Source organism: Streptomyces luteoverticillatus, from assembly GCF_003970715.1.
Taxonomy (GTDB): domain Bacteria; phylum Actinomycetota; class Actinomycetes; order Streptomycetales; family Streptomycetaceae; genus Streptomyces; species Streptomyces abikoensis.
Genome location: NZ_CP034587.1, coordinates 6,726,044 through 6,751,360, shown reverse-complemented (window position 1 = coordinate 6,751,360; position 25,317 = coordinate 6,726,044). Strand labels below are relative to the sequence as shown.

Annotated in this window: 15 protein-coding genes; 5 read left to right on the top strand and 10 right to left on the bottom strand. The window is 75.7% G+C overall.

Annotated features, from left to right (window positions below):
• Positions 1-33: 33 nt before the first annotated feature.
• The 3 genes from EKH77_RS29970 to EKH77_RS29960 all read right to left on the bottom strand — a co-directional run bounded on the left by EKH77_RS29970 (position 34) and on the right by EKH77_RS29960 (position 2,156).
• Positions 34-1,023, bottom strand: coding sequence for an alpha/beta fold hydrolase (locus EKH77_RS29970; RefSeq protein ID WP_126917366.1), 990 nt, complete (start codon positions 1,021-1,023; stop codon positions 34-36).
• Positions 1,024-1,165: 142 nt separating this feature from the next.
• Positions 1,166-1,450: a hypothetical protein gene (locus tag EKH77_RS29965; protein ID WP_126917365.1), complete on the bottom strand. Its 285-nt coding sequence runs from the start codon at positions 1,448-1,450 to the stop codon at positions 1,166-1,168.
• A gap of 169 nt (positions 1,451-1,619) precedes the next feature.
• A complete protein-coding gene (locus EKH77_RS29960) occupies positions 1,620-2,156 on the bottom strand; it encodes a hypothetical protein (protein WP_126917364.1) in 537 nt (178 codons plus the stop codon).
• Positions 2,157-2,503: 347 nt separating this feature from the next.
• Between EKH77_RS29960 and EKH77_RS29955 the strand changes: the two genes are divergently transcribed.
• Entirely contained in the window at positions 2,504-8,434 is a 5,931-nt protein-coding gene (locus EKH77_RS29955) for a type I polyketide synthase (protein WP_164737904.1), read from the top strand.
• A 14-nt stretch (positions 8,435-8,448) separates the two neighbouring features.
• The gene (locus tag EKH77_RS29950; protein WP_126917362.1) at positions 8,449-10,695 is read left to right on the top strand and encodes a 3-hydroxyacyl-ACP dehydratase; all 2,247 of its coding nucleotides are present in this window, start codon (positions 8,449-8,451) and stop codon (positions 10,693-10,695) included.
• A gap of 23 nt (positions 10,696-10,718) precedes the next feature.
• Here EKH77_RS29950 and EKH77_RS29945 read toward each other — a convergent pair whose 3' ends face one another.
• Complete coding sequence (locus EKH77_RS29945; protein ID WP_126917361.1) at positions 10,719-11,132, bottom strand: hypothetical protein; 414 nt, start codon at positions 11,130-11,132, stop codon at positions 10,719-10,721.
• Between the two features lie 187 nt (positions 11,133-11,319).
• Between EKH77_RS29945 and EKH77_RS29940 the strand changes: the two genes are divergently transcribed.
• Complete coding sequence (locus EKH77_RS29940; protein ID WP_126917360.1) at positions 11,320-12,522, top strand: hypothetical protein; 1,203 nt, start codon at positions 11,320-11,322, stop codon at positions 12,520-12,522.
• A 7-nt stretch (positions 12,523-12,529) separates the two neighbouring features.
• On the opposite strand, the gene EKH77_RS29935 is transcribed toward EKH77_RS29940, so the two are convergent.
• The gene (locus EKH77_RS29935) at positions 12,530-18,502 is read right to left on the bottom strand and encodes a TIR domain-containing protein (protein WP_126917359.1); all 5,973 of its coding nucleotides are present in this window, start codon (positions 18,500-18,502) and stop codon (positions 12,530-12,532) included.
• Between the two features lie 70 nt (positions 18,503-18,572).
• Here EKH77_RS29935 and EKH77_RS29930 point away from each other — a divergent pair, with 70 nt between their 5' ends.
• A complete protein-coding gene (locus tag EKH77_RS29930; protein ID WP_240667606.1) occupies positions 18,573-19,775 on the top strand; it encodes an SLC13 family permease in 1,203 nt (400 codons plus the stop codon).
• 3 nt (positions 19,776-19,778) lie between these two features.
• Here EKH77_RS29930 and EKH77_RS29925 read toward each other — a convergent pair whose 3' ends face one another.
• The 4 genes from EKH77_RS29925 to EKH77_RS29910 form a co-directional block, all read right to left on the bottom strand.
• Positions 19,779-20,681, bottom strand: a complete 903-nt coding sequence (locus EKH77_RS29925; protein ID WP_126917358.1) for an inositol monophosphatase family protein — start codon at positions 20,679-20,681, stop codon at positions 19,779-19,781.
• Entirely contained in the window at positions 20,662-21,390 is a 729-nt protein-coding gene (locus tag EKH77_RS29920) for a hypothetical protein (protein WP_126917357.1), read from the bottom strand. Before EKH77_RS29920 ends, EKH77_RS29925 begins: the two co-directional genes overlap by 20 nt.
• Before the next feature lie 7 nt (positions 21,391-21,397).
• A complete protein-coding gene (locus EKH77_RS29915) occupies positions 21,398-22,360 on the bottom strand; it encodes a hypothetical protein (RefSeq protein WP_206279953.1) in 963 nt (320 codons plus the stop codon).
• 149 nt (positions 22,361-22,509) lie between these two features.
• On the bottom strand, positions 22,510-23,067 hold the full coding sequence (locus EKH77_RS29910; protein ID WP_126917356.1) for a L,D-transpeptidase: 558 nt from the start codon (positions 23,065-23,067) through the stop codon (positions 22,510-22,512).
• Positions 23,068-23,201: 134 nt separating this feature from the next.
• On the opposite strand from EKH77_RS29910, the gene EKH77_RS29905 reads away from it, so the two are divergent.
• Positions 23,202-23,936, top strand: a complete 735-nt coding sequence (locus tag EKH77_RS29905; RefSeq protein WP_126918382.1) for an acyltransferase — start codon at positions 23,202-23,204, stop codon at positions 23,934-23,936.
• A gap of 16 nt (positions 23,937-23,952) precedes the next feature.
• On the opposite strand, the gene EKH77_RS29900 is transcribed toward EKH77_RS29905, so the two are convergent.
• The gene (locus tag EKH77_RS29900; RefSeq protein WP_126917355.1) at positions 23,953-25,203 is read right to left on the bottom strand and encodes a cytochrome P450; all 1,251 of its coding nucleotides are present in this window, start codon (positions 25,201-25,203) and stop codon (positions 23,953-23,955) included.
• Between the last annotated feature and the right edge of the window lie 114 nt (positions 25,204-25,317).

Sequence of the window (25,317 nt, the reverse complement as noted above, 5' to 3'; positions counted from 1 at the left end):
GCCGGCCCGGCCGGACGGCCGGGCCGGCGGTGGTCACTTCGCGGCGGGCAGCGTCCCGAGGAAGTCCAGGAGCGCGGCGTTGACCTCGTGGGGGCGCTCCTGCTGCGTCCAGTGGCCGCAGCCCGGCAGGGTCACGCTGCTGTGCAGCTTCGGCGCCATGTGTTCCAGGTTCGCGATGACCTGGTCCATGCCGGGGAAGGACCGCACCACGTCGCGGTCGCCCGCCATGTACAGCGCGGGCACGTCGATGGCGCGGTTCTGGAAGGGGGCGGTGAGCTCCCAGTTGCGGTCGATGTTGCGGTACCAGTTGAGGCCGCCGGTGAAGGCGTGGTCGCCGTGGTTGGCGTACTCCCGGGCGAAGGCGGCGATGTCGTCCTCGGTGAGCCAGCCGGGGAGGCCGTCGGGCTCGGGCATGGTGCCCAGCAGGGACTCGCCCTTGACGATGACCCACGGTCGGGGCGGGTCGGTGACGGGGCTGTCGCCGGAGGCGCCGACGAGCAGCCGGCGGAAGACCGCCGTGGGGTCGGCCGCCAGTTCGGCGTCGGCGCGGCCGGGCTCCTGGAAGTAGATCTGGTAGAAGCCGTCGCCGAGCACCGACCCGAGGGCGGTCAGCGGGGGCACGGGGCCGCGCGGGACCGGCGGCACGCTCAGGCCCACGACGCCGCGTACGACGTCGGGGCGGAACAGGGCGGTGTGCCAGGCGACGGGGGCGCCCCAGTCGTGGCCGACGACCACCGCGCTCTCCTCGCCCAGGGCGTGGATCAGGGCGATGACGTCGCCGGTGAGGTGGAAGATGCTGTAGGCGTCGATGGCCTCGGGCTGTTCGCTCCGGCCGTAGCCGCGCTGGTCGGGCGCGACCACGCGATAGCCGGCCTCGGCCAGCGGCCCGAACTGGTGGCGCCAGGAGTACCAGCTCTCCGGGAAACCGTGCAGCAGCAGGACCAGCGGTCCTCGCCCCTGTTCGGCGATGTGCAGCCTGATGCCGTTGACTTCGACCGTGCTGTGCTCGACCGCGCTGGTCACATGCCCTCCTGCGATTCACCTGCGAAACATGCTGTCTCGGGCTCAACGGTAGAGGGAATGCGTCTGTTCCGCCCCGGGGTTGGGAGCCCCGGGGCGGGAAGCGAGCCGGCCTCGACCGGGGTCGGTCGAGGCCGGCCGGGGTTCAGGACGGGGTGCCGCGGGCGACGAGGGTGCGCACCAGCCGGCAGGTGGTCACGGAGGGCTCGCGCACCCCGATCTGGACGGCCGCCGTCCGTATCCTGCGGTCCGTCGCCCGGTCGGGGGTGTAGACACCGGAGTGCAGCAGGGCGATGGCCAGGCGCATCGCCTTCAGCTGGCGGTTGTACGTCTCGTACCAGTCGCGCGGCTGTCCCGCGGGCAGGCGTTTCTTGGGCAGGGTGGGAAGGCTCGGCAGGTTGGGGTGCGGTGTCGCGACGGCAGCGGCCATGGGCGTCCTCCTCAGGGGTCGTGGACCCTTGCTCCACACCCCCGATTCTACTGCCGGGCACTGACAATCGCCCCAGCTCAGAAGGGGATTCGCCGGGAGCGGCCCGGCCGCCGCCGGAACCGCTCCCACCGCGCGTGCGCCCCGGCCCGGGGGCCGGGTGCCGCCGGGCCTACTTGTGCGCCGCCGCCGGGGCGGGCGTGGCGCAGGCGATGTCGGTGCTCGTCTGGAAGACGCCGTCCTTCTTCGCCTGGCCGCCCTGGTACTCGTAGTAGAGGTACGAGTAGAGCTCGATCTTCCGGCTGGGGCCGCAGGCCGAGTCGGGGGCGATCTGGTAGGTCAGCTTGGCGGTGCGGGTGGCTCCCGGGAGGACCGGCACGTGGTAGCGCAGGGTGCCGCTCTGGTTGGCCACGTCGCACTGCACGGTGTCGCCGGTGCAGGACTTGAACGCGTACTTCAGGGCGGGGTCCTGCGAGGTGTTCCAGGTGGGCTGGATCGACTGGTACACGAACTGGGTGTTCGTGGTCTGGTCGTTGGTGAAGGTGAGGGTCACCGTGACCGTGTCGCCGGGCTTGGCGGTCGCCTTGTCGACGGTGACCGTCATGGGCGCGGCGGGGGCGGCGGAGGCCGGCTGGGCCATGCAGGTCAGGCCGGCGGCGAGGGCGAGGGTGGCGGACAGACCGAGGCGTCTGAATCTCTGTGAGCGCATGGCCGAGGACAGTAGACACGCGACCGCGACCTGACAGCACCCCCGGATGAGGATCAGCCAAGGTTTAGCCCGGTGATGTGGCGTACGTTGCTGGTGCGTGGCTCGATACCCCATGGGGACAGGTGTGCGAAGTTGGCCGGGATGTGCTGATGGGGCGCGCCGGAAGGGGACGGGAGCGCGCCAACGACGCCCCGGAGGGGTGTGGTTCGCGCCGCCGGCCGGGCGCTGCCCGACTCGTGAAGCGGGTACGGAGAAGCCAGGAGCGACATGTCCCTTTATGCGCGGAAGTCGTGAATATTTCCGTCCGCCCTATTGGGGCGCGCCACCGGTCGCTGAACACTCGACTCATGCGTCCGCTCGCCGCCGCCCCCGTCGCGATCGTGGGCATCGCCGGAATGTTCCCCGAGGCAAACGACGTCCGGGAGTTCTGGGACAACATCGTCTCCGGCCGGGACTGCACGGCCGAGGTGCCGCCCGCCTGGTGGAGCCTCGACGACCACTACGACCCGGACCCCTTCGCCCCGGACCGCACCTACGCCCGCCGCGGCGCGTTCCTGACGCCCCCGCTGTTCGACCCGCGCGCCTTCGGGATGACACCGCGGACCGTGGACTCCACCGGGCTCGTCCAGTTGCTCGGCCTGATGGTGGCCGAGGACGTGCTGCGCGACGCCGGCTGCCCGGGCGCCGAGTGGTACGACCCCGCCCGCACCGGCGTGGTCCTGGGCGTGTGCGGCACCAACTCCACCCTGATACCGCTGGCCGCGCGGCTGCTGGGCCCCGCCCTCGCCCGGGCCGTCACGGAGCACGGGACGCCGGAGGAGGAGGCCCGGCGGGTCGTCCGGACGTATCTGGAGCGGCTGCCCGCGTGGACCGAGGACTCCTTCCCGGGGGTGCTGGGGAACGTCGTGGCCGGGCGGATCGCCAACCGCTTCGGCCTCGGGGCGGCCAACCACACCGTGGACGCGGCCTGCGCCAGCTCGCTGGCGGCGCTGCGGGCCGCCGTCGACGAGCTGGTCTCCGACCGGGCCGACCTGATGATCACCGGGGGCTGCGACGCCGACAACTCCATCGTTTCGTTCATGTGCTTCAGCAAAACACCCGCGCTCTCGCCGAGCGGGCGAGTGCGCCCCTTCGACGCCGGGGCGGACGGCACCCTGATCGGCGAGGGCGTCGGCATGCTGGCGCTGCGCCGCCTCGCCGACGCCGAACGGGACGGCCAGCGGATCTACGCCGTCCTGCGGGGCCTGGGCGGCTCCAGCGACGGCCGGGGCACGAGCATCTACGCGCCCAGCGGCACCGGACAGCTCACGGCGCTGCGCCGCGCCTACCGCGACGCGGACTGCGCGCCCCGCTCGGTGGGACTGATCGAGGCGCACGGCACGGGCACCCCGGCCGGGGACGAGGCGGAACTGGCCGCCCTCAACCGGCTCATGGCCACCGGCCCGGCGGACGGGACGGTGGACGGGACCACGGACGACGGGGCGGGGGACGGCGGGGCGGAAGGCGACCGGTTCGTCGCCGTCGGCAGCGTCAAGTCACAGATCGGGCACACCAAGGCGGCGGCCGGCGCGGCCGGGCTCATCAAGGCGGCCCTGGCGCTGCACCACAAGGTGCTGCCGCCCACGCTCCATGTGGAGCGGCCCGGCCCGGAGGCGGCCCGCGCCGACAGCGTCCTCTACCTCAGCACCTCCGCGCGGCCCTGGCTCCACGACCCGGGGCGGCCGGTCCGCCGGGCGGGGGTGTCCGCCTTCGGGTTCGGCGGGGTCAACTACCACGCCGTACTGGAGGAGCACCGGCCCGGCCCCGGCGCGGAGCCCCCGGCCGGGCACCGGGTCCCCCGGGCGCTGCTGTGGCACGCGCCCGGCCCCGACGAGCTCCTCGCCCGGCTGGAGCGCGGCGAGCCCCCGGACGAGGGGCCCGTCCCGCCCGGGCACGCGCGCCTCGGGTTCGTCGCCGGTGACGCCGCGCACCGGGCCGCGCTCCTGGCCACCGCCGTCGAACACCTGCGGAACGGCCCCGGGCGAGAGGCGTGGCGGCACCGGCGCGGCGTCCACTACCGGCGGGCGGCGCTCCCGGAGGGGACCCGCGTGGGTGCGCTGTTCGCCGGGCAGGGGAGCCAGTACGTGGGGATGGGGCTGGGCGCGCTGCTCGCCCTGCCCCCGGTGCGCGCGGCCTTCGACGCGGCGGGCGCGCTCTTCCCGCCCTCGGACACCCTCGCCCGCACGGTGTTCCCGCCGCCGTGCCCGGCCGTCGACGCCCGGCGGGCCGAGGAGCGCCTGCGCCGCACCGCCTACGCCCAGCCGGCCGTCGGCGCGCTGGCGATGGGCCAGTACCGGTACCTCGCGGAGCTCGGACTCAACCCCTACGCGGTCCTCGGCCACAGCTTCGGCGAGCTGACGGCGCTGTGGGCGGCCGGGGTCCTGGACGACGCCGCCCTCCCGGCCCTCGCACGGGCCCGGGGGCTGGCGATGGCGGAGGCCACCGAAGGAGCGGACCCGGGCGGGCTGGTGGCGGTGCGCGCCCCGGAGGAGAGAGTGCGGGAGCTTCTCGCCGCGTGCCCGGGGCTGGTGGTGGCCTGCCGCAACGCCCCGGACGAGCAGGTCCTGGGCGGCCCCACGGCCCTGCTGGAACGTTTCGTGGCGCACTGCGCCGAGCTCTCGGTGCCCGTCCGGCGGCTGCCGGTCGCCGCCGCCTTCCACACCCCGCTCGTGGCGCGGGCCCACGACGCCTTCGCCACCGCGTGCGCCACGACGGACTTCGCCGCGCCTCGCCTGCGGGTGTACGCGAACACGGCGGGCGCGGCGTACGGGCACGGCCCGGACGCCGACCGCCGGACACTGGCCGAGCAGTTGCGCAGGCCGGTGGACTTCGCGGCCCGGGTGCGGGAGATGCGTGAGGACGGCGTCGGCGTGTTCGTCGAGTTCGGCCCCCGGAGCGTGCTGACCGCGCTCGTGGAACGCACGCTCGCCGGGCGACGGGTGGAGACCGTGGCCTGCGACACCGGGCCGGAGGCCGACGGCGCGGCCGCCCTGAAGGAAGCGGCGCTCCGGCTCGCCGTGCTCGGCCTCCCGCTCGTGGGGCTCAACCGCTACGACGCCCCTCCCCCGCCCGAGCGGCCGGCGCCCTCGAAGGTCGCCCGGCGGCTGGAGGGCCCGAACTTCGCGGCCGTGGCGGCGCGGCGGGCGGCGGAGCGGCGGCCCGCCCATCAGGGGACCACCGGGCAAGGGGCCGCCGAGCGGCGGCCCGCCTCGTCCGGCGCGGTGGTTCCCCCGGCGGACGCGGTGGCCCTGACGCGTGCCGCCGCCGAGCACCTGGCCGCCCACACCCGGTTCCTGGACGGCCAGCTGGCCACCTCCGAGGAGCTGGGCCGGCTGCTGCGCGCGGGCGCGGCGAACGGCGGGGTCTACGCCTCCCTGGCCGCGGCCGTCCGGGCCATCGCGGACCACGACGTGGCGGTGGCCCGGGCCCACACCCACGCGAGCGAGGTCGTCGCCCGGCTGCTCAGCCCGGATGCCCCGCCCCCGGCTCCGGCCGACGACGACGCCGTACCCGTCGCCGCCCCCGACCTACCGTCACCGGACCGCTCCGCCCTCGCCGAGCTCGTCGCCGCCCACCGGAGCGGCGAACCGGACCGCCCGGCGCCCGACGGACCGACGGCCGCCGACCGGGCGGAAGTGACGCGGGTCTTCCACGAAGTGGTCGCCGAGAAGACCGGCTACGACGTCGACATGATCGAACCGCATCTCTCCATCCAGGAGGACCTCGGCATCGACTCGCTCAAGCAGGTGGAGATCGCGGCGGAGGTCTGGCGCCGCTACCCGGTGATCACCAGGGAGGAACTGTTCCGGTTCAGCGAGGCCCGGACCGTCGCCGAGCTCACCGAGATGCTGGAACGCATCCTCGCCGAACCGGCCCGCGCGCTCCGCCACACCGAGGACATCCCGCTCGGCCGCGCCTTCCCCGTCCTTCGCCCGCTGCCCGCCGTGGACGTGCGGACGGACGCCTACCCGGACCGGCCGTGCGCCGTCCTGCTGGACGAAGGCGGCCCGCTCGGCGCGGCGGTGGCCGGGGCGCTCCGCCCCGCCGGCTGGCGCGTCCTCCGGCTGCTGCCGCCCGGTGCCGAAGCCGTGGCGGAGGACGGCCACGTCCTGTCCGACCTGTCCGAGGAGGCGCTCGCGCGCGGCGTGGGCACGCTGCTGTCGGCGACGGAACACGTCGACCTGTGCGCCATCGCGATGAGCCGCCCCGCCGGCGCGGAGGCCGACGAGGTGATCGCCCGGCTGCGGCACGCCGTCCTCGTCGCCAAGCACCTGTGCCCTCCCCTGCGGAAGTCCGCCGCGCGCGGCACCCGGGCCGCGTTCGTCACGCTCACCGGGCTGGACGGGCGTCTCGGGTACGCGGGCGCGGGCGGCGACCCGGTGGCGGCACTGGCCGGGGGCCTCGGCGGACTCGTCAAGTCCGTGGCGCTGGAGGCCTCCTCGCTCTTCTGCCGCGCGCTGGACGTCTCCCCGGAGCTGTCGGCCGACGCGATCGGCGCGGCGTTCCTGGCGGAGGTCTCCGACTGCGCCACCGACGTCCGCGAGGTCGGCTGGGACGGCACCCTGCGCCGCGCCCTCGTCCTGGCCGACGCCCCGGACCCCGTCGTGCCCGCGCGGCCGGATCCGGCGGGCCTCTCACCCGAGGATCTGCTGCTGGTCACCGGCGGGGCGTCCGGCATCACCGCGTGGTGCGTGGCCGCCCTGGGCGCCGAACTCCCCTGCGGCTTCGTGCTGCTGGGCCGCACGGAGCTCGCCGACGAGGACGATCGGGCCGACGAGCCGCCGCCCCACCGCCGGATCCGGTCCCTGGTCGAGGAGCTGCGCGCCCGGGGCGCCGAGGCCCACTACGTCGCGGCGGACGTCCGCGACGCCGCCGCCCTGGCCACGGCCCTGGCGCCGTACGCCGACCGCATCACGGGAGTGGTGCACGGGGCCGGTGTGCTGGGGGACTCGACGCTCGGGGAGCTGACGGCCGAGTCCGTCGCCCGGGTGGTCGACACGAAACTCGCCGGACTGCACAACGTGCTCTCCTGCCTCGCCCCGGACCGGCTGCGGCGGCTGGTCCTCTTCTCCTCCGTGTCGGGCTACTGGGGCAACGTCCGGCAGACGGACTACGCCCTGGCCAACGAGGCGCTCACCCGCTACGGCCTGGCCTTCGCGGCGGCGCACCCCCACTGCCGGGTGACACCCGTCGTCTGGGGGCCGTGGGAGGGCGGCATGGCCGCCCGTCTCAGCGAGTTCTACAGCCGGCAGGGCTTCCCCGTACTGACGCGGAGCACCGGCTGCGAGCACTTCCTCGACCTGACGCGGCCGGACCACCCCGACGGCACCGTCCTCGTCGGGCCGCTGCGCGCGCCGTTCACCCTCGCCACCGAGCCGCCCGCCTCGGGCCTGGCCGCCCGGCGCGCCCTCGCCGGCCTGGAGACGGAACCGGCGCTGCGCGACCACCGCTGGTCGGGGGCCGCGCTGCTGCCGCTGACCGCCGCCGTCGGCTGGGGCCTCCACGTCCTGGAGCGGTGCCGGGGCGCGGCCGGGCCGGTGACGGAGTGCCGGGACTTCCGCGTCCGGCGGGGTCTGTACCTCGACGGCTCCCAGCCGGGCCACGCCCTGGCCCGGCTGGTGCCGGACCCGGCTGACCCGGGCGCCGCCGTCGTCACGGTGTGCGCGGTGGACGACGGCCGGGAGACCCGAGTGCTCTACGAGGGCCGCTACCGAGCGGCCGGGCCGCCGCCCGAGCCACCCCGGCGGAACCTGCCGCCGCACCCGTTCCGGGACGAGCCGCACCCCGTCTACGCGGACGGCGGCCTCTTTCACGGGCCGTCCCTGCGGGGGCTCAAGGCGGTGCTGGAACAGGGCCCGGACCGGCTGGTCGTGGGGGCCGCGCTGCGGGACCCGGGCCTCGCGCACGGCGCGTACGGGGGACGGCTGTACAGCCCCTGCCTCGCCGATCTGCTGGTCCAGGCGGCGGCCCTGCTGGGGATGACGCGCTTCGGCCGCGCCCCGGCGCCCGTCGGCGTCGAGCGGGTGGAGCTGTTCGCCCCGCTGCCCGACGGGGAGCCGTTCTTCATCGTGGCCGAACCCGGGGCCGCGTCGGTCATCGACCTGCGGTGCGACGTCACCGCGTGCGCCCCGGACGGCCGGGTGCTCCAGCGCTGGACGGGCCTGACGCTGGTCTCCTTCACCGATGAGGAACTCAAGGCCCGGATCACCGCACCCCGCCCCGCCCCGACGACGGGCTGAGAGGGAAGGACGGCGTGGACGAACTCGACTTCGACGGCATCCCCCTGGAGCCACTCCACCGACCGCGCCCGGACCACGACCCGGCGGCACCGGTGCCGGACGGCACGGCCACACCCACCGGCATCGCCCGGATGCTCGCGCGCGAAGCGCAGCGGGCTCACGCGGCGGCGCTCGACGCCCACCGCGCCCTCAGCGCCTGGCAGGCCGGCCTCGTCGCGGCCGGCACCCTCCTCGCCCCGGCCCCCCGCCCCGGCGGCGTGCCCGACGTGTGGGAGCGGTGGGGCGGCCCCGCGTCGGCGCTGCGCGCCGCGGCGCGCGCGCTGGCCGAGGCCATGGCACCCCGCCCGTGCCCCGGCGTGTTCACCGCGACCTGGCACGATCCGGTGCCGTACGCGCCCGCCCCGCTCCGCGCCCACTCGGCACCGGACGGCGCCTGCGAGGTCCTCGACGGCGAGCGCGCGATCCTCACGCTCCGCGCGACCGACGACGCGACCGACGAGGGGCCGCCACGGCGTCAGGTGCCCCGGTTCCCGGAGGAGTTCCACCCGCACGCGGTGACGGACATCCACCGGCTGACCCGCGCGGAGCTCGACGCGCTCGCCGCCGGGGACGTCGCGGGCGTGTTCGGCCCCGCCCACGACCAGCGCGGCCTGGAGCCGGACGAGCTGCCCGCGCCCTGGCCGGCCCGGCTGCTGGAGGAGATCACGGTCGGCCCGCGCGCGGGCCGGTACGGCCAGGGCCTGCTGACCGCCACGGCACGACCGGCCGACGACGGGAACGTCGGTCCGCGGTGGCCGTACCCGGTCGCGGCGGCCCTGGAGGCGCTGCGCGTGTACGCCTTCCACCAGGGGCTGCATCTGTGCCTGCCCGGGGCCCGGGTGCTCCCGCTGCCCGGCCGTCCCGTGCGCGTCGAATGGCGGGGCGGCCCGGCCGGGCCGGAAACGCCCGGCGAGCCGTGGCGGCTGACGGTGGAAGTCGTCGAACTCGGGCTGCTGCCGCGCCCGTACGCGGTCGCCGACTGCGAGATCACCTCCGGCGGGCGGGTCGTGGCACGGCTGCACGACCTCGGCGCGACGGTACGGGAGCGGCCCGGCGCCGGCCTGGCGCCGCATCCGGAGCGGGGCTGCTGCCGGAAGACGTCCTCCGGCGCCCGGGCCCGCTACCACGAGCTGCACATCGCCCACACCGCCGAGGGCGATCCGGCGGAGCTCGGCACGCTCGGCGCGGCGGTCACCGCACCGGTCCGGCCACGCCTGCCGCGCGCGGGGCTGCGCATGGTCGACCGGGTCGTCGACCTCCACCGGAGCGACGGACCGGAGCGGGCGGGCGCCCGGCTGGTCACCGAGCACGACGTCCCGGCGGACCCCTGGTACGCCCGGGAACACGGCAGTGGCCTACCCGTCTTCGCCCTGATGGAGATGGCCCTGCAGCCCCTCGGGCTCCTGGGCGGACTCTCCGGGGCCGCGCACGCGCATCCGGACCGGCCCCTCGTGTGCCGCAATCTCGAGGGCCGGGCACGGCTGACCCGGGCGTGCGACCCGCGCTCGTCGACGGTCGTCCAGGAGTCCGTGCTGCTGTCCGCGACCGTCTTGCCGGGGGCGGTGGTCGACCGGTACGCGTTCTCGCTGAGCACCGGCGGCGAGGTCTTCTGCACGGGCGAGGCGGCACACGGCTATCTCACGCCCGAGGTGCTCGCCCTGCGGCAGGGCCTGGACGGCGGCACGGAGACGCTCCCGTGGCTGGAGAGGCGGCCCGTCGCCCCGGCCGGGGCGCGTCGGCCGGACGTACGGCACGACGGCCGGCTCGGGCGGGGCCGGCTGGCGCTGCTGGAGGACGTGGTGCTGGTCCCCGGCGGCGGGGAGCACGGCGCCGGGTACGTGCTGTGCGCCAAGGCGGTGGACCCCGGCGACTGGTTCTTCGGCCGGCACTTCCCCCACGACCCGGTGCTGCCCGGGTCGGTCGGTGTGCAGATGCTCTTCCAGGCCGTGCGGGCCTTCGCGCTGTACACGGGGCTCACCGACGGGCCGCCGGGGCCGGGCCCCGATGCCGTGCCGGGCGAGGAGCTGCGCTGGACCTACCGGGGCCAGATCCTGCGCGGGCACCGGCGGGTGCGCGGCGAGGTCCACATCCGCGAGGTCCGCGCGGCCGGCGGCACGGTGCTGGTGCGCGCCGACGGCAGTGTGTGGCGCGACGGCCTGCGGATCCACCGGGCCGACAACATCGCCGTGGCGCTGCCGGACGCCCGCCGGGGCGCGCCGTGAGGGGCCGCCGGCCCGGCGGGCCCTCACTCCACCGCCGTGTGCTCCGCCGCGTGTTCCCGCTCGGTGTTCTCCTCCTCCACCGCCCGGCGCAGCTGGGCGTCCTGGATGAGGCTCGTCGGGTAGAGGACGCGGCCGAGCGCGTAGGGCTGGGCGTACACGGCGATCAGCTGGCGGATCTTCGAGCCGTCGGCCTGGGACGGCACATGGGCGGCCCGGACGGGGACGCCCTCGTCGTCGGCCCCGGGGAGACCGGCCCACATCTCCTCGGCGGCGCTCATCAGCTCGTCGGCCTCCTCGCGCAGACGGTGCCAGGCGCCCTCCCGCACTGCCTGCTCCATGGCGGAGAGCGAGCCGAGGATGGTGACGTAGTCCTCGGCCAGGCGCTCCTCCTCGGGGGTCGGTTCCAGCGCCTTGACGGCCAACTCGGTTGCGTACACGGACACCTCCACGAACGGACGGGGGGATCCGGGACCACACGTACGGTCCCGGCCCACGGCATCGTCGCGCCCCGGGTGCGCGGCCGTCACTGTGCACTCTGACCGTGCTGCCATTTATCACCCGCTCGGCGGAGCGCCGGGAACGGCCGCCGGGGTCGCGGGCCGACGCGCCGGTTGACTGTGCGCCATGTTGATCTCGTGGATGGCGAACCGGACGCGCCGTCGGCCGGTCGTGTCCCGGCTGCCGCTCGTGGCCGCCGCCGTGGTCTGCGCCTTCCTGCCGCCGGGGGCGGTGCCGGACACCGGGGGGCCGCCCGAGGTCGTCTCGGCGCGTCCGCTGACGGCGCTCGACGAGGCGTTCGGGAAGTACGCCGACCGGGTGCGCGATCCGGGCCACTGGACGGGCGGCGACAGCACGTACTCGGTGCCGGCGTCCGCCGGTGAACTGTGGGTCTTCTCGGACACGTTCCTCGGCACGGTACGGCCCGACGGCTCCCGCTCGCCCGTCACCGGGGAGGGCGGTACGACGCCGTTCGTCCACAACAGCTTCGTCCTGTGGCCCCCCTCCGGCGCCCCGCGCACGGTGACCGGCCGGGACCGGGCCGGGCGGCCCGACGCCCTGGTGTCGCCGCCGGAGGCGGGCGAGTGGTACTGGGCGCGGGCGGGGATCCCCGACGGCCGGGGCGTCGCGGTCGTCTACGCCCGGTACGCGCGGACCGGCACCGGGCCGCTGGACATCGCCTGGCGCGGCTCGGTGCTGGCGCGGTTCCGCGAGGAGCGGCTCTCGCGACCGGAGTCGGTCACGGCGCTGCCGTCGTCGGCCGGGATCTCCTGGGGCGCGTGGCTGGCCCGGGAGGGGAACCGCACCTACGTCTACGGCACCGAGGCGGCCCCCTCCGGCGGTTCCTACCTCCACCTGGCCCGGGTCGACGGTCCCGGCCTGCGTGGCGCGTGGCGGTACCGGGCCGCCGACGGCTCCTGGTCCGGCGAGGAGTCGCGGGCCGCGCGGCTCACCGGTCCCGGCGGGGCCGCCCCGCGGGTCTCGGACGAGCTGAGCGTGGTCCGGCACGGGGCCTGGTACGCCCTGGTCACCCAGCGGACGGACCAGCCGTTCAGCGCCGAGCTGCGGCTGGCCTGGGCGCGCTCCCCCGGCGGGCCCTTCACGGCGCAGCGCACGGTGTACACGGCGCCGGAGGCGGGCCCGGACGGCGGCTACCGCAACCCGAACGTCCTGGCGTACAACCCGCACGAGCACCCGGAGCTGGAGCGCGGCGCGGACGAACTGGTCGTCTCCTACAACGTCAACAGCCTCGTCCCCCGGGACGTGATCGACCGCGCGGGCGTCTACCGCCCCCGTTTCCTGCGGATCAGGGTCAGGACCATCCGGTGATGGGCCGTCAGAGCTCGTCGTCCATGGCCAGCCGCCGCACCCCCGGCAGGTGGCCGTCGAGCTCGCCGGGCTCGAACCGGCACATGCCCACGACGTGCCAGAACTCGCCCGCGATGTCGCCGTCGAACTTGTAGCCCCCCGAGGGGTTGAGGGCGGCCCAGCCGCCCGGGACGCCGATGAGCGTGGCCCGCGCCGCCGGGTCGCCGTCCTCCGGCAGGGACCACAGCCGTACCGTGCCGTCCTCGGCGCCGCTGGCCAGCAGGGAGCCGTCGGGGCTGAAGGCGAGGGCGAGGATCCGGCCGGTGTGCCCGGTCAGCCTGCCGGTCCCGGTGCCCGTCAGCGGGTCCCACAGGCGGACGGTCCGGTCGTCGCCGGCGGTGGCCAGCAGGGAGCGGTGCGGGTGGGCGGCGGCCGTCCACAACCGTCCCGTGTGGCCGCGCAGCCGGTGCGCGACGGCGCCGTCCCGCCAGACGATGGCCTGCCCGTCCCAGGAGGCGCTGGCCAGCCAGGCGTCACCGGGGCCGTGGACGACGGCGTACACCCGGTCGGTGTGGCCGGCGAGTTCGGCGACGAGCCGGCTCTCGGTGAGGTCCCACAGCCGTACGTAGGTGTCGTCGCAGCCTGTGGCGAGCCCCCTGCCGTCCGCCGTGAAGGACAGGGAGCGCACCCGGCCCCGGTGCTGGCCGAGGGTGGTCACATGGGCGCCGGTGCTGCGATACCACAGCCGGACGGTGTCGTCGTCGTTGGCGGTGGCGAGGATCTCGCCGTCGGCGCTGAAGGTCTCGGCCCAGACGTGGTCGGTCTCGGCGTCGATCTCGCGCTGGTACTCGCCGGTCTCGGCGTTCCACACATAGACGTCGCCGTCGCTGCTGGAGGTGGCGAGCAGCGGGCCGTTCGGGGTGAACACCGCGGAGACCAGCCGGTCGTTGTCGCCGGTGAGCTCGCGCACCCGGCGTCCGGTGGCGGGCTCCCAGATCCGGACGACGCCGTCGTTGCCGCAGGCCGCGAGCCGGTCGCCCGACGCGCCGAAGGCCAGGCTCACGACCTTGCGGCCGTGGCCGCGCAGGACGCTGCGGCCCCGGCCGGTGGTGGTGTCCCACAGCCGGACCGAGCCGTCGTTGCCGGCCGACACCAGCAGTGGTCCCGACTCGGGGGCCGCCGGGCCGCCGTGGGGGCGGAAGCGGCAGGCCCACACCGAGCCCTGGTGGTCGGCGGGCTGCCGGCGCAGGGGCGCGGCCGTCCAGCCGGCCGCGGGCGGGGCGGCCTGGGTGATCCGCCAGAGCCGGACCGAGCCGTCGCTGCCGCCGGCCGCGAGCATGCCGCCCTCGGGGTCGAAGACCACCTGGTACACGGCCCCGCCGCCGAGCAGCGGGGGCCCGGCGGCCTCGCCCGTGCGCGGGTCCCACAGCATGACGTGGCCCTCGGTGTCGCCGCTGGCCAGCAGGGTGCCGGAGGGGTGGAAGTCCAGGGTGTAGACGCGGCCCGGGTGGCCGGCGCAGGCGTGTCGCTGCCGCAGGGTGGCGACGTCCCAGACCCGGACCGTGCCCCCGTCGCCCTCGCCCATGTCGCCGGTGGCCAGCAGGGTGCCGTCGGGGCTGAAGCGGGCGCGGTAGACGGCTCCCCGGTGACCGTCGAGCTCGCCGAGGAGCCGGCCGGTACGGGTGTCCCACAGCCGTACGCACGCGGCGGCGTCGCCGGTGGCCAGGACGGTGCCGTCGGGGCTGAACACGGCGGTGTAGACGGGGGCCTTGTGGCCGGGGAGGCGGTGCTCGGCGGTCCCGCCGGTGACGTCCCAGAGGGTGACGGTGCCGTCGGCGTCGCCGGTGGCCAGCCGTTCCCCGGTGAGGTCCAGGGAGACGGGCCAGACGCCGCCTTCGTGGACCTCGAGCCGGTGGAGGCACCGGCCGGAGACGGGGTCCCACAGCCGTACGGTGCCGTCCGCGCCGCCCGTGGCGAGGACCCCGCCGCGGAACTTGACGGCGTAGACGCGGCCCGTGTGGCCGTGGAGGGTGCGCAGGGCGGTGCCGGTGGCGGCGTCGCAGACCAGGACGCCGCCGTCCTCGCTGCCGAGGGCGAGGAGTTCGCCGCCGGGGCTGAAGGAGACGGGTTCGGGCAGCCGGCTGGTGCGGGTGTCGAAGCCGTAGGGGACGCCGACGGCGGCGGGGCGGAATCCGGGCTCGGCGGTCAGGCCGGGGGCGACGGCGGCCGCGCGGAGTTCGGGGGTGTCCAGGACGGCCGGTTCGGTGACCGCGTTGATCAGGGCGGCGCGGTGCCAGCGGCCGCCGTCGACCCGGACGCCGCGCAGGTCGGTGCCGATGAGCCGGGCCCGGCGCAGGTCGGCGCCGCGCAGGTCGGCGCCGCGCAGATCGGCGTCGTCGAGGCGGGCGCCGGCGAGGCGGGTGTCGCGCAGGATCGCGCCGGAGAGGTCGGCGCCGACCAGGCCGGCGTCGGTGAGGTCGGCGCGGGTGAGGTCGACGCCGGAGAAGTCGCGGTAGGAGAGGTCCTCCCCGGCGAGGACGGCGCCGCGCAGGTCGGTGTGGGCGGGGATCCGCAGCCTGCTGAGGATCTTCATGGCGTTGGCCCGGGCCGTCTCGCCGGCCGCGCCCTCCGCCGCGCCGTCCTCACCGCCGAGGGCCCGTTCGGCCCACTGCTGGCAGGTGCGGTGGTCGGCGAGGTCGCAGAGGAACTCCACGGCCAGGCGGCTGAAGGGGCGGCGGGCCAGGAGGTCGGCCTCGCCCGTCTCGCCCCGGCCGAGCCGGACGGCGGCCTCGCGGGCCACCAGCCATTCGGCGACGGAGCCGTGGATGAACCGGAAGAGGCTGTCGTCGGTGCGTACGAGCAGGCTGCCGGAGCCGACGGAGTGGGCCGCCTGGGGCACCGAGAGCCGGGAGTCGGCGAGCTCGGTGAGGGTCTCGGCCACGTCGTTGAGTTCGTCCAGGCGCAGGGCGCTCTCGCCGCTCTCCCACAGCCGCAGGGCGAGGGTGGTGACGGCCTGCCACAGCTGGGCCAGGTCCAGTCCGGGGACGGCGCCGGGCCCGCCCCGGCCGCGCCGGGCCTCGAAGCGCAGCCAGGAGGTGAAGACCTCCTCGTAGAGCCCGGCGGGGCTCAGCGCGCGGCCGGCGCCGGCGACGGCGCGCAGCCGGTCGTGGTCGAGGTCGGCGACGAAGCTGAGCAGCCGGGGGTTGCGGCTGAGGGCGAGCAGGTCCGGGATGCCCTCCAGGAGCCGGAGCCGACGGTCGGCGGCCTGTTCGTCGCCGTAGCGGTTCACCAGGTAGGAGCGGATCTGCTGGGGGGTGAACTCCTGGACGGCGAGGACCCGGCGCTGCGGGAGCAGCCCGACGCGTTCGCCGAGGGCGGTGAGCACCTGGGCCTGGGAGCTGAAGTGCTGGGTGCGGCTGCTGACGACGATCTTGGCGCTGTCGACGGCGGCGTCGAGGAGGACCTGGAGGTGGTCGGCGGCCCGGTCGTAGGTGACCTGGTTGACGAGTTCGTCGAAGCCGTCGAAGAGCAGGACGATCCGGCCCTGGCCGAGCATGTAGCGGAAGGCGCGCAGGTCGATGGTGTCGACGCCCTGGCCGGCGAGGTGGGCGGCGACGAGCCCGTCGAGGGTGTGGGCCCGGTCGAGCCCGCTGAGCTGGATGAGCACGGGAACGAGGTGGGGCAGTTCGGCGGGGACGCGGCGGGCGATCTCGCGCAGGGCGAAGGTCTTGCCGTGCCCGAAGTCGCCGAGGAGCAGCAGGAAGCGGCCGTGGTCGGCGTCGAGGAGGCGCAGGACGTCGTCGACGAGCCCGTCGCGCTCGGTGCCGCCGGGGCGTTCCAGTTCGCGGTAGCGCTGGGGGAGGTAGAGGGAGGGCTGGTACTGGGGGTCGGCGGCGAGCCGCTCGGTCTGGGCGGCGACGTAGCCGCGCAGGTCGAGCAGGCCCTGGAACTCGGTGAAGCTGCGGACGAGGACGCCCCGGCGGCGGGCGTGTTCGCGGAGCTCGCGCGGGGGCGGCGGGCCGTCGTGGACGAGCTCGGCGTCGGGTTCGGCGCCGGAGGCGTGGACGTGGTCGATGAAGCTGTCGACGTCCTCGGCGCGGGGGGTGCCGACGAGGACGCCGACGCGCTGCTGGCGGACGAAGCCGGACTCGGTCCAGGTGACGAGCAGGCCGGGCGGGTCGCCGGGGAGGCGGCGGAGCTGGACGTTCTGGTGGCGGACGCGGCAGACCTCGGCGACGCGGGAGAGCAGGGCCTGCTGGGGTCCGGGGGCGGCGCGGGACTCGTCGGGTCCGGTGGGCGGCGCGTCGGGGGCGGGGGTGCCGGGATCGTCGGGGGCCGGGGCGGCCGGCTGTTCGGGGGCGAAGACGTGGTGGGAGCCGCGCCAGCCGAGGGTGTAGCGGCGGGGGGCCTCGCCGGGGCTCTCGGGCCAGCGGGTGAGCCCGTCGCGGGTGATCTCCAGGAGGCGGTAGTGGCCGGGGGCGGCGGCGCCGAGGACGGGCAGGTCGCGGCCGGCCAGGGGCAGGACGGCGGCGCCGGCCCCGGCCGGGCCGACGGCGCGGGCGGTGGTGGCGGGGCCGTGGAGCAGCAGGTGGAGCCGGGGCGCGGTGAGCCGGGTGAGGACGTCGGTGTCGCGCAGCGTCGCGGCGGCGGGCCGCCGGCCGGGCGTGGTGCCGCCAAGGCGGCCGGGGTCGGGGCCCAGGGCACGGCCGGGCGCGGGGGCCGTGGGGGCGGGGTCCGGGGCGGTGCCGGAATCGGGCGCGAGGGTGCCACGGGTCTCCGGGGCGTGGCGCAGGGCGCCGAGGCGCAGCCAGCCGTCGCGTTCGTAGGGGCGCAGGGCCTGGGCGAACCAGGCGGCCTGTTCGGGACCGAGCAGTCCGTACTGGTCCTCGGGGCGGTGGCTGTGGGCCATGGAGGAGTTGAGTCCGGCGACGACGGTGCGCAGGGCCGGGACGGGGAAGAGGGTCCAGGGCTGGTCGCCGTCGAAGACGGCGTCGAGGCCCTGGTAGAGCTCGCGGAAGAGGCGGGCGTAGTGGCGCCACTTGGGCCAGTAGGGGGGCCGGGGGCGCATCTCGTCGGCCTCGCAGGTGGCGAAGTAGGCGCGGCAGGCGGCCTCGCTGACGTCCTGTCCGCCGGGGACGATCACGAGCCGGTCGGCGGCGAGACCGAGGCGGGCGCGCAGGCCGGTGAGGAAGGTCAGGGCCTGGTCGCATTCGCGGGGGCTGCCGGAGGCGGTGAGGTCGCCGGTGACGACGAGGAGGTCGGGGGCGGGGGCCCCGGCGTCGGTGAGCTCCACGAGGTCGCCCCAGACGGCGGCCTGGAGTTCGGCGGGGTCGGCGCCGCGGCCGAAGCCGGGGCCGGCGAGGTGGAGCACGGAGACGGTGTCCCGGGCGCGGTGGCCGGTGGCGGCCTGGGGGTAGCCGGGGGCGGTCGCGGGGCGGCGGCGGCCGGCCCAGCCGGGGCTGCCGGGGCCGGGCCCGGCGGGCGGGACGCTCATGACGGGGGTGGGTGCGGGGCCGTGGGGGTGGCCGGGGAAGCCGGGGTGGTGGTCGGGGCGGGCGCGGCCGTCGAGGGCGTGGCCGACGCGGGTGAGGAGGAGTTCCCGGGCGGCGGCGGTGTCGTGGACGCCGACGAGGTCGACGTAGGTGATGGTGGCGAGGAGGCCCTCGACGGGGATGTCCTCCACGCGCACGGTGATCAGTCTGCGTTCGGGGGCGTCGGGGTCGGCGCGCAGCGCGGCCTGCCACTCCATGCGCCCGTAGCGGGAGCGTTCGTAGTTGCGGGAGAGGACGGCGATGACGGCGGCGGACTCGCTGACGCCCCGGTCCATGAAGTCGACGAAGTTGGTGCCCGGTACGAAGTCCCATGCCTGGAGGACGATGCGGTATCCGGCCTCCTCCAGGGTCCAGGCGATCCAGGCCGCCCAGCGTTCGTCCGCCGGGGAGTAGCTGATGAAGAAGTCCAACGGCCTTTGCCGCTCGTCGGTTTCCTGGCGTGCCACCATGGCCCCATCCTAGGAACGGAGTTCTCCTGGGTCACTGTGTTCGTCATGAACGCTGTGTCATGCTCGGGGCGTGCGTGTCTTACGAGGGCTGTCCTCGCGTCTTCATCCCCTGGACTGGCTCGCGGGCGGGATCCTGGTCTGTGGTCTGCTGTCCCTGGCGACGGGGCTGCTTCCGGCGGGGCCGGCCGGGGACGCGATGCGGCGGATCGCGCCGTTGCTGGCGTTCCTGGGCACGGTGATCGTGCTGGCCGAACTCACCAGCCGGGCCGAGGTGTTCGACGTGGTGGCCTCGGGGGTGGCGCGGGTCGGGCGGGGCAGTTACGCGAGGCTGTTCGTGCTGTGTGTGGTGTTCGCCTCGGCCACCACCATCACGCTCAATCTCGATACGACGGCCGTGCTGCTGACGCCGGTGATGCTGGCGCTGGCGGGCCGGGTGGGGATCGCGGCGGTGCCGCTGGCGATGACGACGGTGTGGCTGGCCAATACGGCGAGTCTGCTGCTGCCGGTGTCGAACCTGACGAACCTGCTGGCGGCGGACCGGGTGGCGCTCTCGCCCATGGGGCTGGCGGAGCGGATGTGGGCGCCCCAACTGGCGTCGATCGCGGTGACGATGGGCTGCCTGTGGCTCTTCTACTGGCGCCGGGGCCGCCGAGGTGCGAAGTGCTACGTTCCGCCGGAGGTCCACCGGCCCGCCGACCGGGTGCTGTTCCGGGTGTGCGCGGTGGCCTGCGCGGGTTTCCTGCTGGCGATCCTGATCGACGCGGTGCCGCTGTGGACGGCGTCGGCGGTGGCGGCCGCGCTCGCCGTGGCGGCCTTCGCGGTACGCCGACGCGCGGCGCTGCGGCTGTCGTTGGTGCCGTGGCGGCTGTTGATCCTGGTGCCGGGGTTGTTCCTGGTGGTGGAGACGGTCAATGTCAACGGGCTCCACGAGCTGCTGGCGCGGGCGGTGGGCACGGACGGCGGCCTGCCGGGGATGCTGCGGGCGGCGGGCGTGGGCGGGGGACTGGCCAACGTCCTCAACAACCTGCCGGTCTACCTGGCGGGCGAGTCGGCCGTGCCGGTGGGCAACCACGACCAGTTGCTGGCCCTGCTGATCGGCACCAACGTCGGCCCGGTGATCACCCCGTGGGCCTCCCTGGCGACCCTGCTGTGGTTCGAGCGCTGTCACGCGCAGGGCGTTCGGGTGTCCCCGGGGCGGTTCATGGGGACGGGCGCGGTGCTGGCCGTGGGGGCCCTGCTGGCGTCGGTGGGCGCGCTGGCCCTGACGGGCTGAGCCCTACGGCGTGGGCGCCGTCGTGGGGCGGCCCTCCGCGACCAGTTCCAGGAGGTCGGGGAGAACCTCCGGCCGCCCGGCGACGAAACTGCGGTCGGTGTCGGGGCCGCCGACGCCCCCGTGGAAGGCGCCGCCGTCCAGGGCCCGGATGGCCAGGCCCGCCTCGGCGGCCAGCAGCGCCCCGGCGGGCAGGTCGATGGCCTCGGCGCGGTAGCCGACGAAGCCGTCGATGTCGCCGCGGGCCAGCATCGCCCAGGCCAGCAGGGGCGCCCACAGCTGGAGCACCCGCCGGGAGCGCGCCTCCAGGGCGTCCTTGAGGGCGCGCGCCACCGGGTCCCGGCGGGCGACCGCGTGGCCCTGCGTCCAGGCCAGCAGGGGCCCGGCGGCGGACGGGCGGCCCGCCGGCCCGGTCAGCCGGCCGCGCGGCCCGTACGCGCCGAGGCCCGCCGAGGCCGTCCACGTGCGGTCGGTCACCGGGTCGTGGACGACGCCGAGCACGGGCGCCTCGCCGACGCACAGGGCGATGCCGACGGCGTAGGCGGGCAGGCCGATGACGACGTTGTTGCTGCCGTCGAGGGGGTCCACCAGCCAGGTGCGGCCGGTCCGCTCGCCGCCGGGCGCCGCCGGGACGGGGCCCGCCTCCTCGGAGAGGATCCGGTCGCCGGGGAAGCTCTCCCGGAGCCGGCCGACCACCAGGCTCTCGGCCATCAGGTCGAGCTCGGTGACCACGTCGCCCCGGTCGTCCTTGGCCCGCACGCCGTAGTCGTCGTGGAAGCGCGAGCGCAGCAGCGCGCCCGCCTCCCGGGCGGCGCCGACGGCCACCCGGCGCTCCGCCGCCAGGGAACCGGCCGGCCCGCCCGGGTCCGGGGACCCGGCGCGGCCGTCGTCATCGGCAGTGGTGTCCATCGATCCTCCTCAGGACGGTGCGGGCCGTCCGGGCGGTCTGCGCGGCGTCGCATGTCTGTCGTACCACCCGGTGCGCGGGGCCATGCACCGGTCCCAGGGTGAGGTCGCGGCGCCCGGGCAGGGAACGGCCGAGCAGCAGCGTGGCCGCGACGGTGCCCGGCGGGACGACGGTGGTGTGGAACTCCCCCGCCGGGAGCCGGTAGATCCCGCCGGCGACGCCGGTCTCCTCGGGGCCGGGCGCGCAGCTCACCAGGCGGGGAGTCGGCCGGATCTCGTCCACCGCCGGCGCGTCGCACGGCCCACCGGCCGGGCCGGGGCCGGCGGCGGTGCTGCGCACCTCGAAGAGCCGGTGCGTGGGACGGTCGGGCTCGTCGCGCACCCGGACCCGCAGATTGCCGACCTCCCCGTACAGCACACAGCTGGTCAGGTCCCAGCTGTGCGCGTGCACGGGCGAGGTGGTCGGCCGGGCGGGCGGGCCCGCCGGCGCGTCGCCGAAGACGTGGACGCACACTCCCCGGTCGCCCTCGCGCCGCACCGGCAGGCACAGGAACCCCAGCGGATGGCGGACGGCGCGCAGCGCGCGCCGCCCGAAGGCGACCTCCTCCAGGACCGTCACGGCCGCCGCGAACAGCTCGCCGACCGCCGCCCCGTCTCTCGTCCCCCTCGCCATGGCCGCTTCGACGCCGCGGCAGTCCACGGGGCTGCGCACTGGAAGCTCACCTCCGGTAGGGGTTCTCCGCGTGCAGGGCCTTGTCGATGATGTCGCCGACGTCGCGGTCGGTGTAGGAGGCCGGGAGCGGCAGGCCGAGCCCCTCGAAGAGCCGGACGACCTCGTCGACCGTGGGCTCGTCGCCGAGGGGGACGGTGCGGGTGAGGTCCAGGGTGTGGGCCTGTTCCCGGCTCTGGTGGAGCTCGGTGAGGTAGTAGTCGTAGAGCGGACGGTCGCGCTCCACCAGCAGGTTGACGCGCTGGGGGTCGTCCTGGGTGATGATCAGGCAGGAGCTGGAGAGGTCGAAGCGGAGCGTGGGGACGACGGAGGAGAGATGGACGTCGATCTCCAGGGTGTCCAGGCGCTGCCGGTACCAGCAGGCGGCGAGCACGGTGGCGAGGGACTCCCTGCGGGTCCGCTCGGCGGTCCAGGCCTCCGCGGGCACCGCGTGCAGCCGGTGGGCGAAGGTCTGGCGGAAACGCGCGTAGGCCGCGCAGGCCTGTTCGTCGGCCGGGCTGACGATGTCTATCTTCATGGTGAGGGAGCGGCGTTGCCGCTGGGCCTCGCGGACGCAGACGGGGAGGGTCACGGCGCGCAGATAGGTGCCGGTGCCGCCCTTGAAGACCCAGCGGTCCGTGGTCAGCCGGGCCCGGTCCAGGGCCGCCTCCAGCTCGGCGCCGGACAGGGAGCGCACCATGGTGAGGTCCTCCAGGGCGTGCCGGGTGCCGCTCATGGCCGCGCGGATGTCGGTCGTCCGGCGCCGCCGCTCGGTGAGCGTCCCCAGCACCAGCGCGGCGAGGACCAGCAGGATCGCCCCGGAGGTGATGTTGTCCTTGACCGGCATGTCGAGGACGTCGAGGACGCCGATGGTCAGGGCCGCGCCGAGGGCGATGACGCCGTCGAGGTTCCTGATGGTCCAGGCGACGGCGTTCTCCACGCCCCGCCCCAGCCGTGCCGCCGTGCCCGCCATGGCTCCCAGCCTCTCCCCCGGTTACGGCAATCGTATGAGCCGGGTGCGGCGGGCGGCCAGGCATATACCCGGTGACAGGTACGTTCCGCGCCAGGGCGGCTCCGGTGCGGTCGCGGGGGCGAACCGGCCGGAGATGGGGGCGTGTTGGCTCAGCCGCCGGTCACCCGCAGGGTGGTGGGCCAGCCGTGGCGGTCGAGGATCCGGTAGAGCTCCTTGATGTCGGCGGGGCGGAGTTTGACGCAGCCGTGGGAGGTGTAGTCGGCGGGGCCGTCCCAGCGCTGGTACCCGCCCCGGCCCTGGCCCCCGGAGCGGGTCATCTGGCTGTGGATGAACAGCTCGGTGCGGTCGGTGCCGTCGTGGCAGCGCTTGGTGCCGAGCTCGACGGCGTAGCCCTTGATGAGGTTGCCGTCATATGCCCGGTGGTGCCGGCCGAGGGTGTACGTGCCGTCGGGCAGCCAGCCGCGGCCGCGCAGGCACTCGTCGGGCACCTTGCCCGAGCCGGCGCGGTAGGTGACGACGGGCCGGCCGTGCCGGACGTACGTGAGCCGGGAGTCGTCCGGGGTGTGCTTGGTGAACCTCAGATAGGTGCCGCCCCCGCCGGCCGTCGCCCGGTCGGCCGGGGCGAGGAGGGCCGTGGTGGCGAGCGCGGCGGCCAGCGCGCCGCGCAGAAGGGCGTGCCGGGCCGGGGAGGACGGACGACGGGGCATCGGGAGGTCTCCTTGGCGGTGGCCGGTGGTCGGTGGCCGGCGGTGGAGGCCGGGGTGGGGGTCGGGGTGGGGCGAAGATCACAGGGCGGGGCGGGATCCGGCCGGTGGGCGCTGAGTACGGTGAGCGGGTGCCCATGCAGAACGTGTTCCCCACCCTGGCGCGCTGGCGGCGCCGGGCCGCTTCGGCGGCCGTCCACCGCGGCGCCCGCTGGGTGCGGGAGGCCGGGGCCGTGACCGCCGAGTGCCCGGGCCCGTACCGCTTCCGCCGGCTCGGCCGGCACTCCCGGCTCGCGTTTCCGCAGGGCACCATCTTCGGGGAGCCGTGGATCGAGATCGGGGAGCACTGCGTCATAGCCCAGGACGTGACGCTCACCGCCGGGATGCTGCCCGGGCTCGACCTGGGGCGGGAGACGATCGTACGGCTGGGCGACGGCGTGGTGCTGGGGCGCGGCAGCCATGTGATCGCCGACGCGCCGCTGACCATCGGGGACGACTGCTTCTTCGGCCCGGGCGTGTACATCACGACGACCAACCACAGCTACGACGACCCCGAGGTGCCCGTCGGCAAGCAGTGGCCGCGCAGCGAGGCCGTGGAGATCGGCTCCGGCAGCTGGCTGGGCACCGGGGTGGTGGTCCTGCCCGGCGCGCGGCTCGGCCGGAACGTGGTCGCCGCGGCGGGCGCGGTCGTCCGGGGCGTGGTGCCCGACCACGCGGTGGTCGCGGGGGCGCCCGCCCGGATCGTGCGCACCTGGGACCGGGAGGCGGGCTGGCAGCCGCCGCTGCGGACGCCGGCGCCGGTGCCCGTCCCCGAGGGCGTCACGGCCGAGCAGCTGAAGCGGCTGGAGCCGGGCCCGGCGGACGGCTGCTGAGGGCTCGCGCCCGCGCTCACCAGGCCACGGGCAGGGTCTCGGGACCCCTGTTGATGGAGCCCCGCCGCCAGCGCATGTCCTTGGGCTCGACGGCCAGGCGCAGCCGGGGGAAGCGGTCCAGCAGGGTGGAGAGCATGACTTCGGCCTCCATCCGGGTCAGCAGCGCTCCCACGCAGTAGTGGGCGCCGTGGCCGAAGGACAGGTTGGGTGCCTCGTCCCGGCCGAGGTCGAGGCGGTCGGGGTCGGTGAAGACCGAGGAGTCCCGGTTGGCGGCCAGGTAGGAGACGTAGACGACGTCGCCGTCGCGGATGGTGGTGTCGGCGACGGTCAGGTCGGCGGTGGCGATGCGGGGCAGGCCGACGCCGTTGCGGTGGGGGATGTAGCGCAGCAGCTCCTCCACGGCCCCCGGCAGCAGCTCCGGCTCGGCGCGCAGCCGCTCCAGTTGCGCGGGGTGGGTGAGCAGCGCGTAGACCATGTTGGAGACCTGGTTGCGCACGGCGTCCATGCCGTTGAGGACGAGCATGACGGCGAGCGAGACCAGCTCGGCGCGGCTGAGCTCCTCCTGCGCGTGGGCGGCGACCAGGGCGCTGAAGAGGTCGTCGCCGGGGTCGGTGAGGCGACGGTCGGCCAGGGTGCGGAAGTAGCCGGCGATCTCGCGTTTGACCGCCTCGCTCTCCGTCTGGGTGTGGTCGCTCGAGAGGATGACGGCGCGCCAGCTCTGGAGGAGGTCGATGTCGCGGGTGGGCACGCCGAGCAGATCGCCGATCAGCTGGGCGGGCAGCGGGCCGGTCAGGCACTCCGTCAGGTCGGCGGGCGGGCCCTGGCGGGCCATGCGCTCGGTCATCCGGTCCGCGAGCTCCTGGGCGCGGGGGCGCAGGGCGGCCACCCGCTTGCGCCCGAAGGTCTGGGCGACCAGGCGGCGCAGCCGGGTGTGGTCGGGCGCGTCCGTGCGGCCGATGCCGCCGGCGGGGGCCACCACGTGCGGGGTCATGCTGGTGACCGGCCGGTCGACGGTCAGGGCGCGGCTGAGGGTGGGGTCGGAGGCGACGGTCTTGACGTCCTCGTAGCGGGTGACCAGCCAGGCGTCCCCCTCGCCGAAGCGCATCCGGACGCGGGCGATGGGCTCCTCCCGCAGCAACCGGTGGAGCAGGGGGTCGAATTCGAGGGCGGGCAGCGGTTCCACGGGCCAGTCGTGCACCACGCCGCCGGGACGGCGGTCGGGAGCGGCCCCCTCGGCCTGGGACGACTCCGGGAAGGAAGCGGTCATGCGCGTTCACGTCCTCATCTCGTGCCGGAGGCCCCGGGCCGCCCGACGGAACAGTCCCGGACATACTGGCTATTCCCACGCCGGAAAGGTGCATTCGCCGGGCCGGGGAATGCA

Excerpts from the sequence above, each read along its gene's own strand:
- EKH77_RS29935 (WP_126917359.1), bottom strand. The coding sequence starts at position 18,502 with ATGGTGGCACGCCAGGAAACCGACGAGCGGCAAAGGCCGTTGGACTTC.
- EKH77_RS29965 (WP_126917365.1), bottom strand. The coding sequence starts at position 1,450 with ATGGCCGCTGCCGTCGCGACACCGCACCCCAACCTGCCGAGCCTTCCC.
- EKH77_RS29940 (WP_126917360.1), top strand. The coding sequence starts at position 11,320 with ATGTTGATCTCGTGGATGGCGAACCGGACGCGCCGTCGGCCGGTCGTG.
- EKH77_RS29955 (WP_164737904.1), top strand. The coding sequence starts at position 2,504 with ATGCGTCCGCTCGCCGCCGCCCCCGTCGCGATCGTGGGCATCGCCGGA.
- EKH77_RS29915 (WP_206279953.1), bottom strand. The coding sequence starts at position 22,360 with ATGGCGGGCACGGCGGCACGGCTGGGGCGGGGCGTGGAGAACGCCGTC.
- EKH77_RS29910 (WP_126917356.1), bottom strand. The coding sequence starts at position 23,067 with ATGCCCCGTCGTCCGTCCTCCCCGGCCCGGCACGCCCTTCTGCGCGGC.
- EKH77_RS29905 (WP_126918382.1), top strand. The coding sequence starts at position 23,202 with ATGCAGAACGTGTTCCCCACCCTGGCGCGCTGGCGGCGCCGGGCCGCT.
- EKH77_RS29900 (WP_126917355.1), bottom strand. The coding sequence starts at position 25,203 with ATGACCGCTTCCTTCCCGGAGTCGTCCCAGGCCGAGGGGGCCGCTCCC.
- EKH77_RS29925 (WP_126917358.1), bottom strand. The coding sequence starts at position 20,681 with ATGGACACCACTGCCGATGACGACGGCCGCGCCGGGTCCCCGGACCCG.
- EKH77_RS29960 (WP_126917364.1), bottom strand. The coding sequence starts at position 2,156 with ATGCGCTCACAGAGATTCAGACGCCTCGGTCTGTCCGCCACCCTCGCC.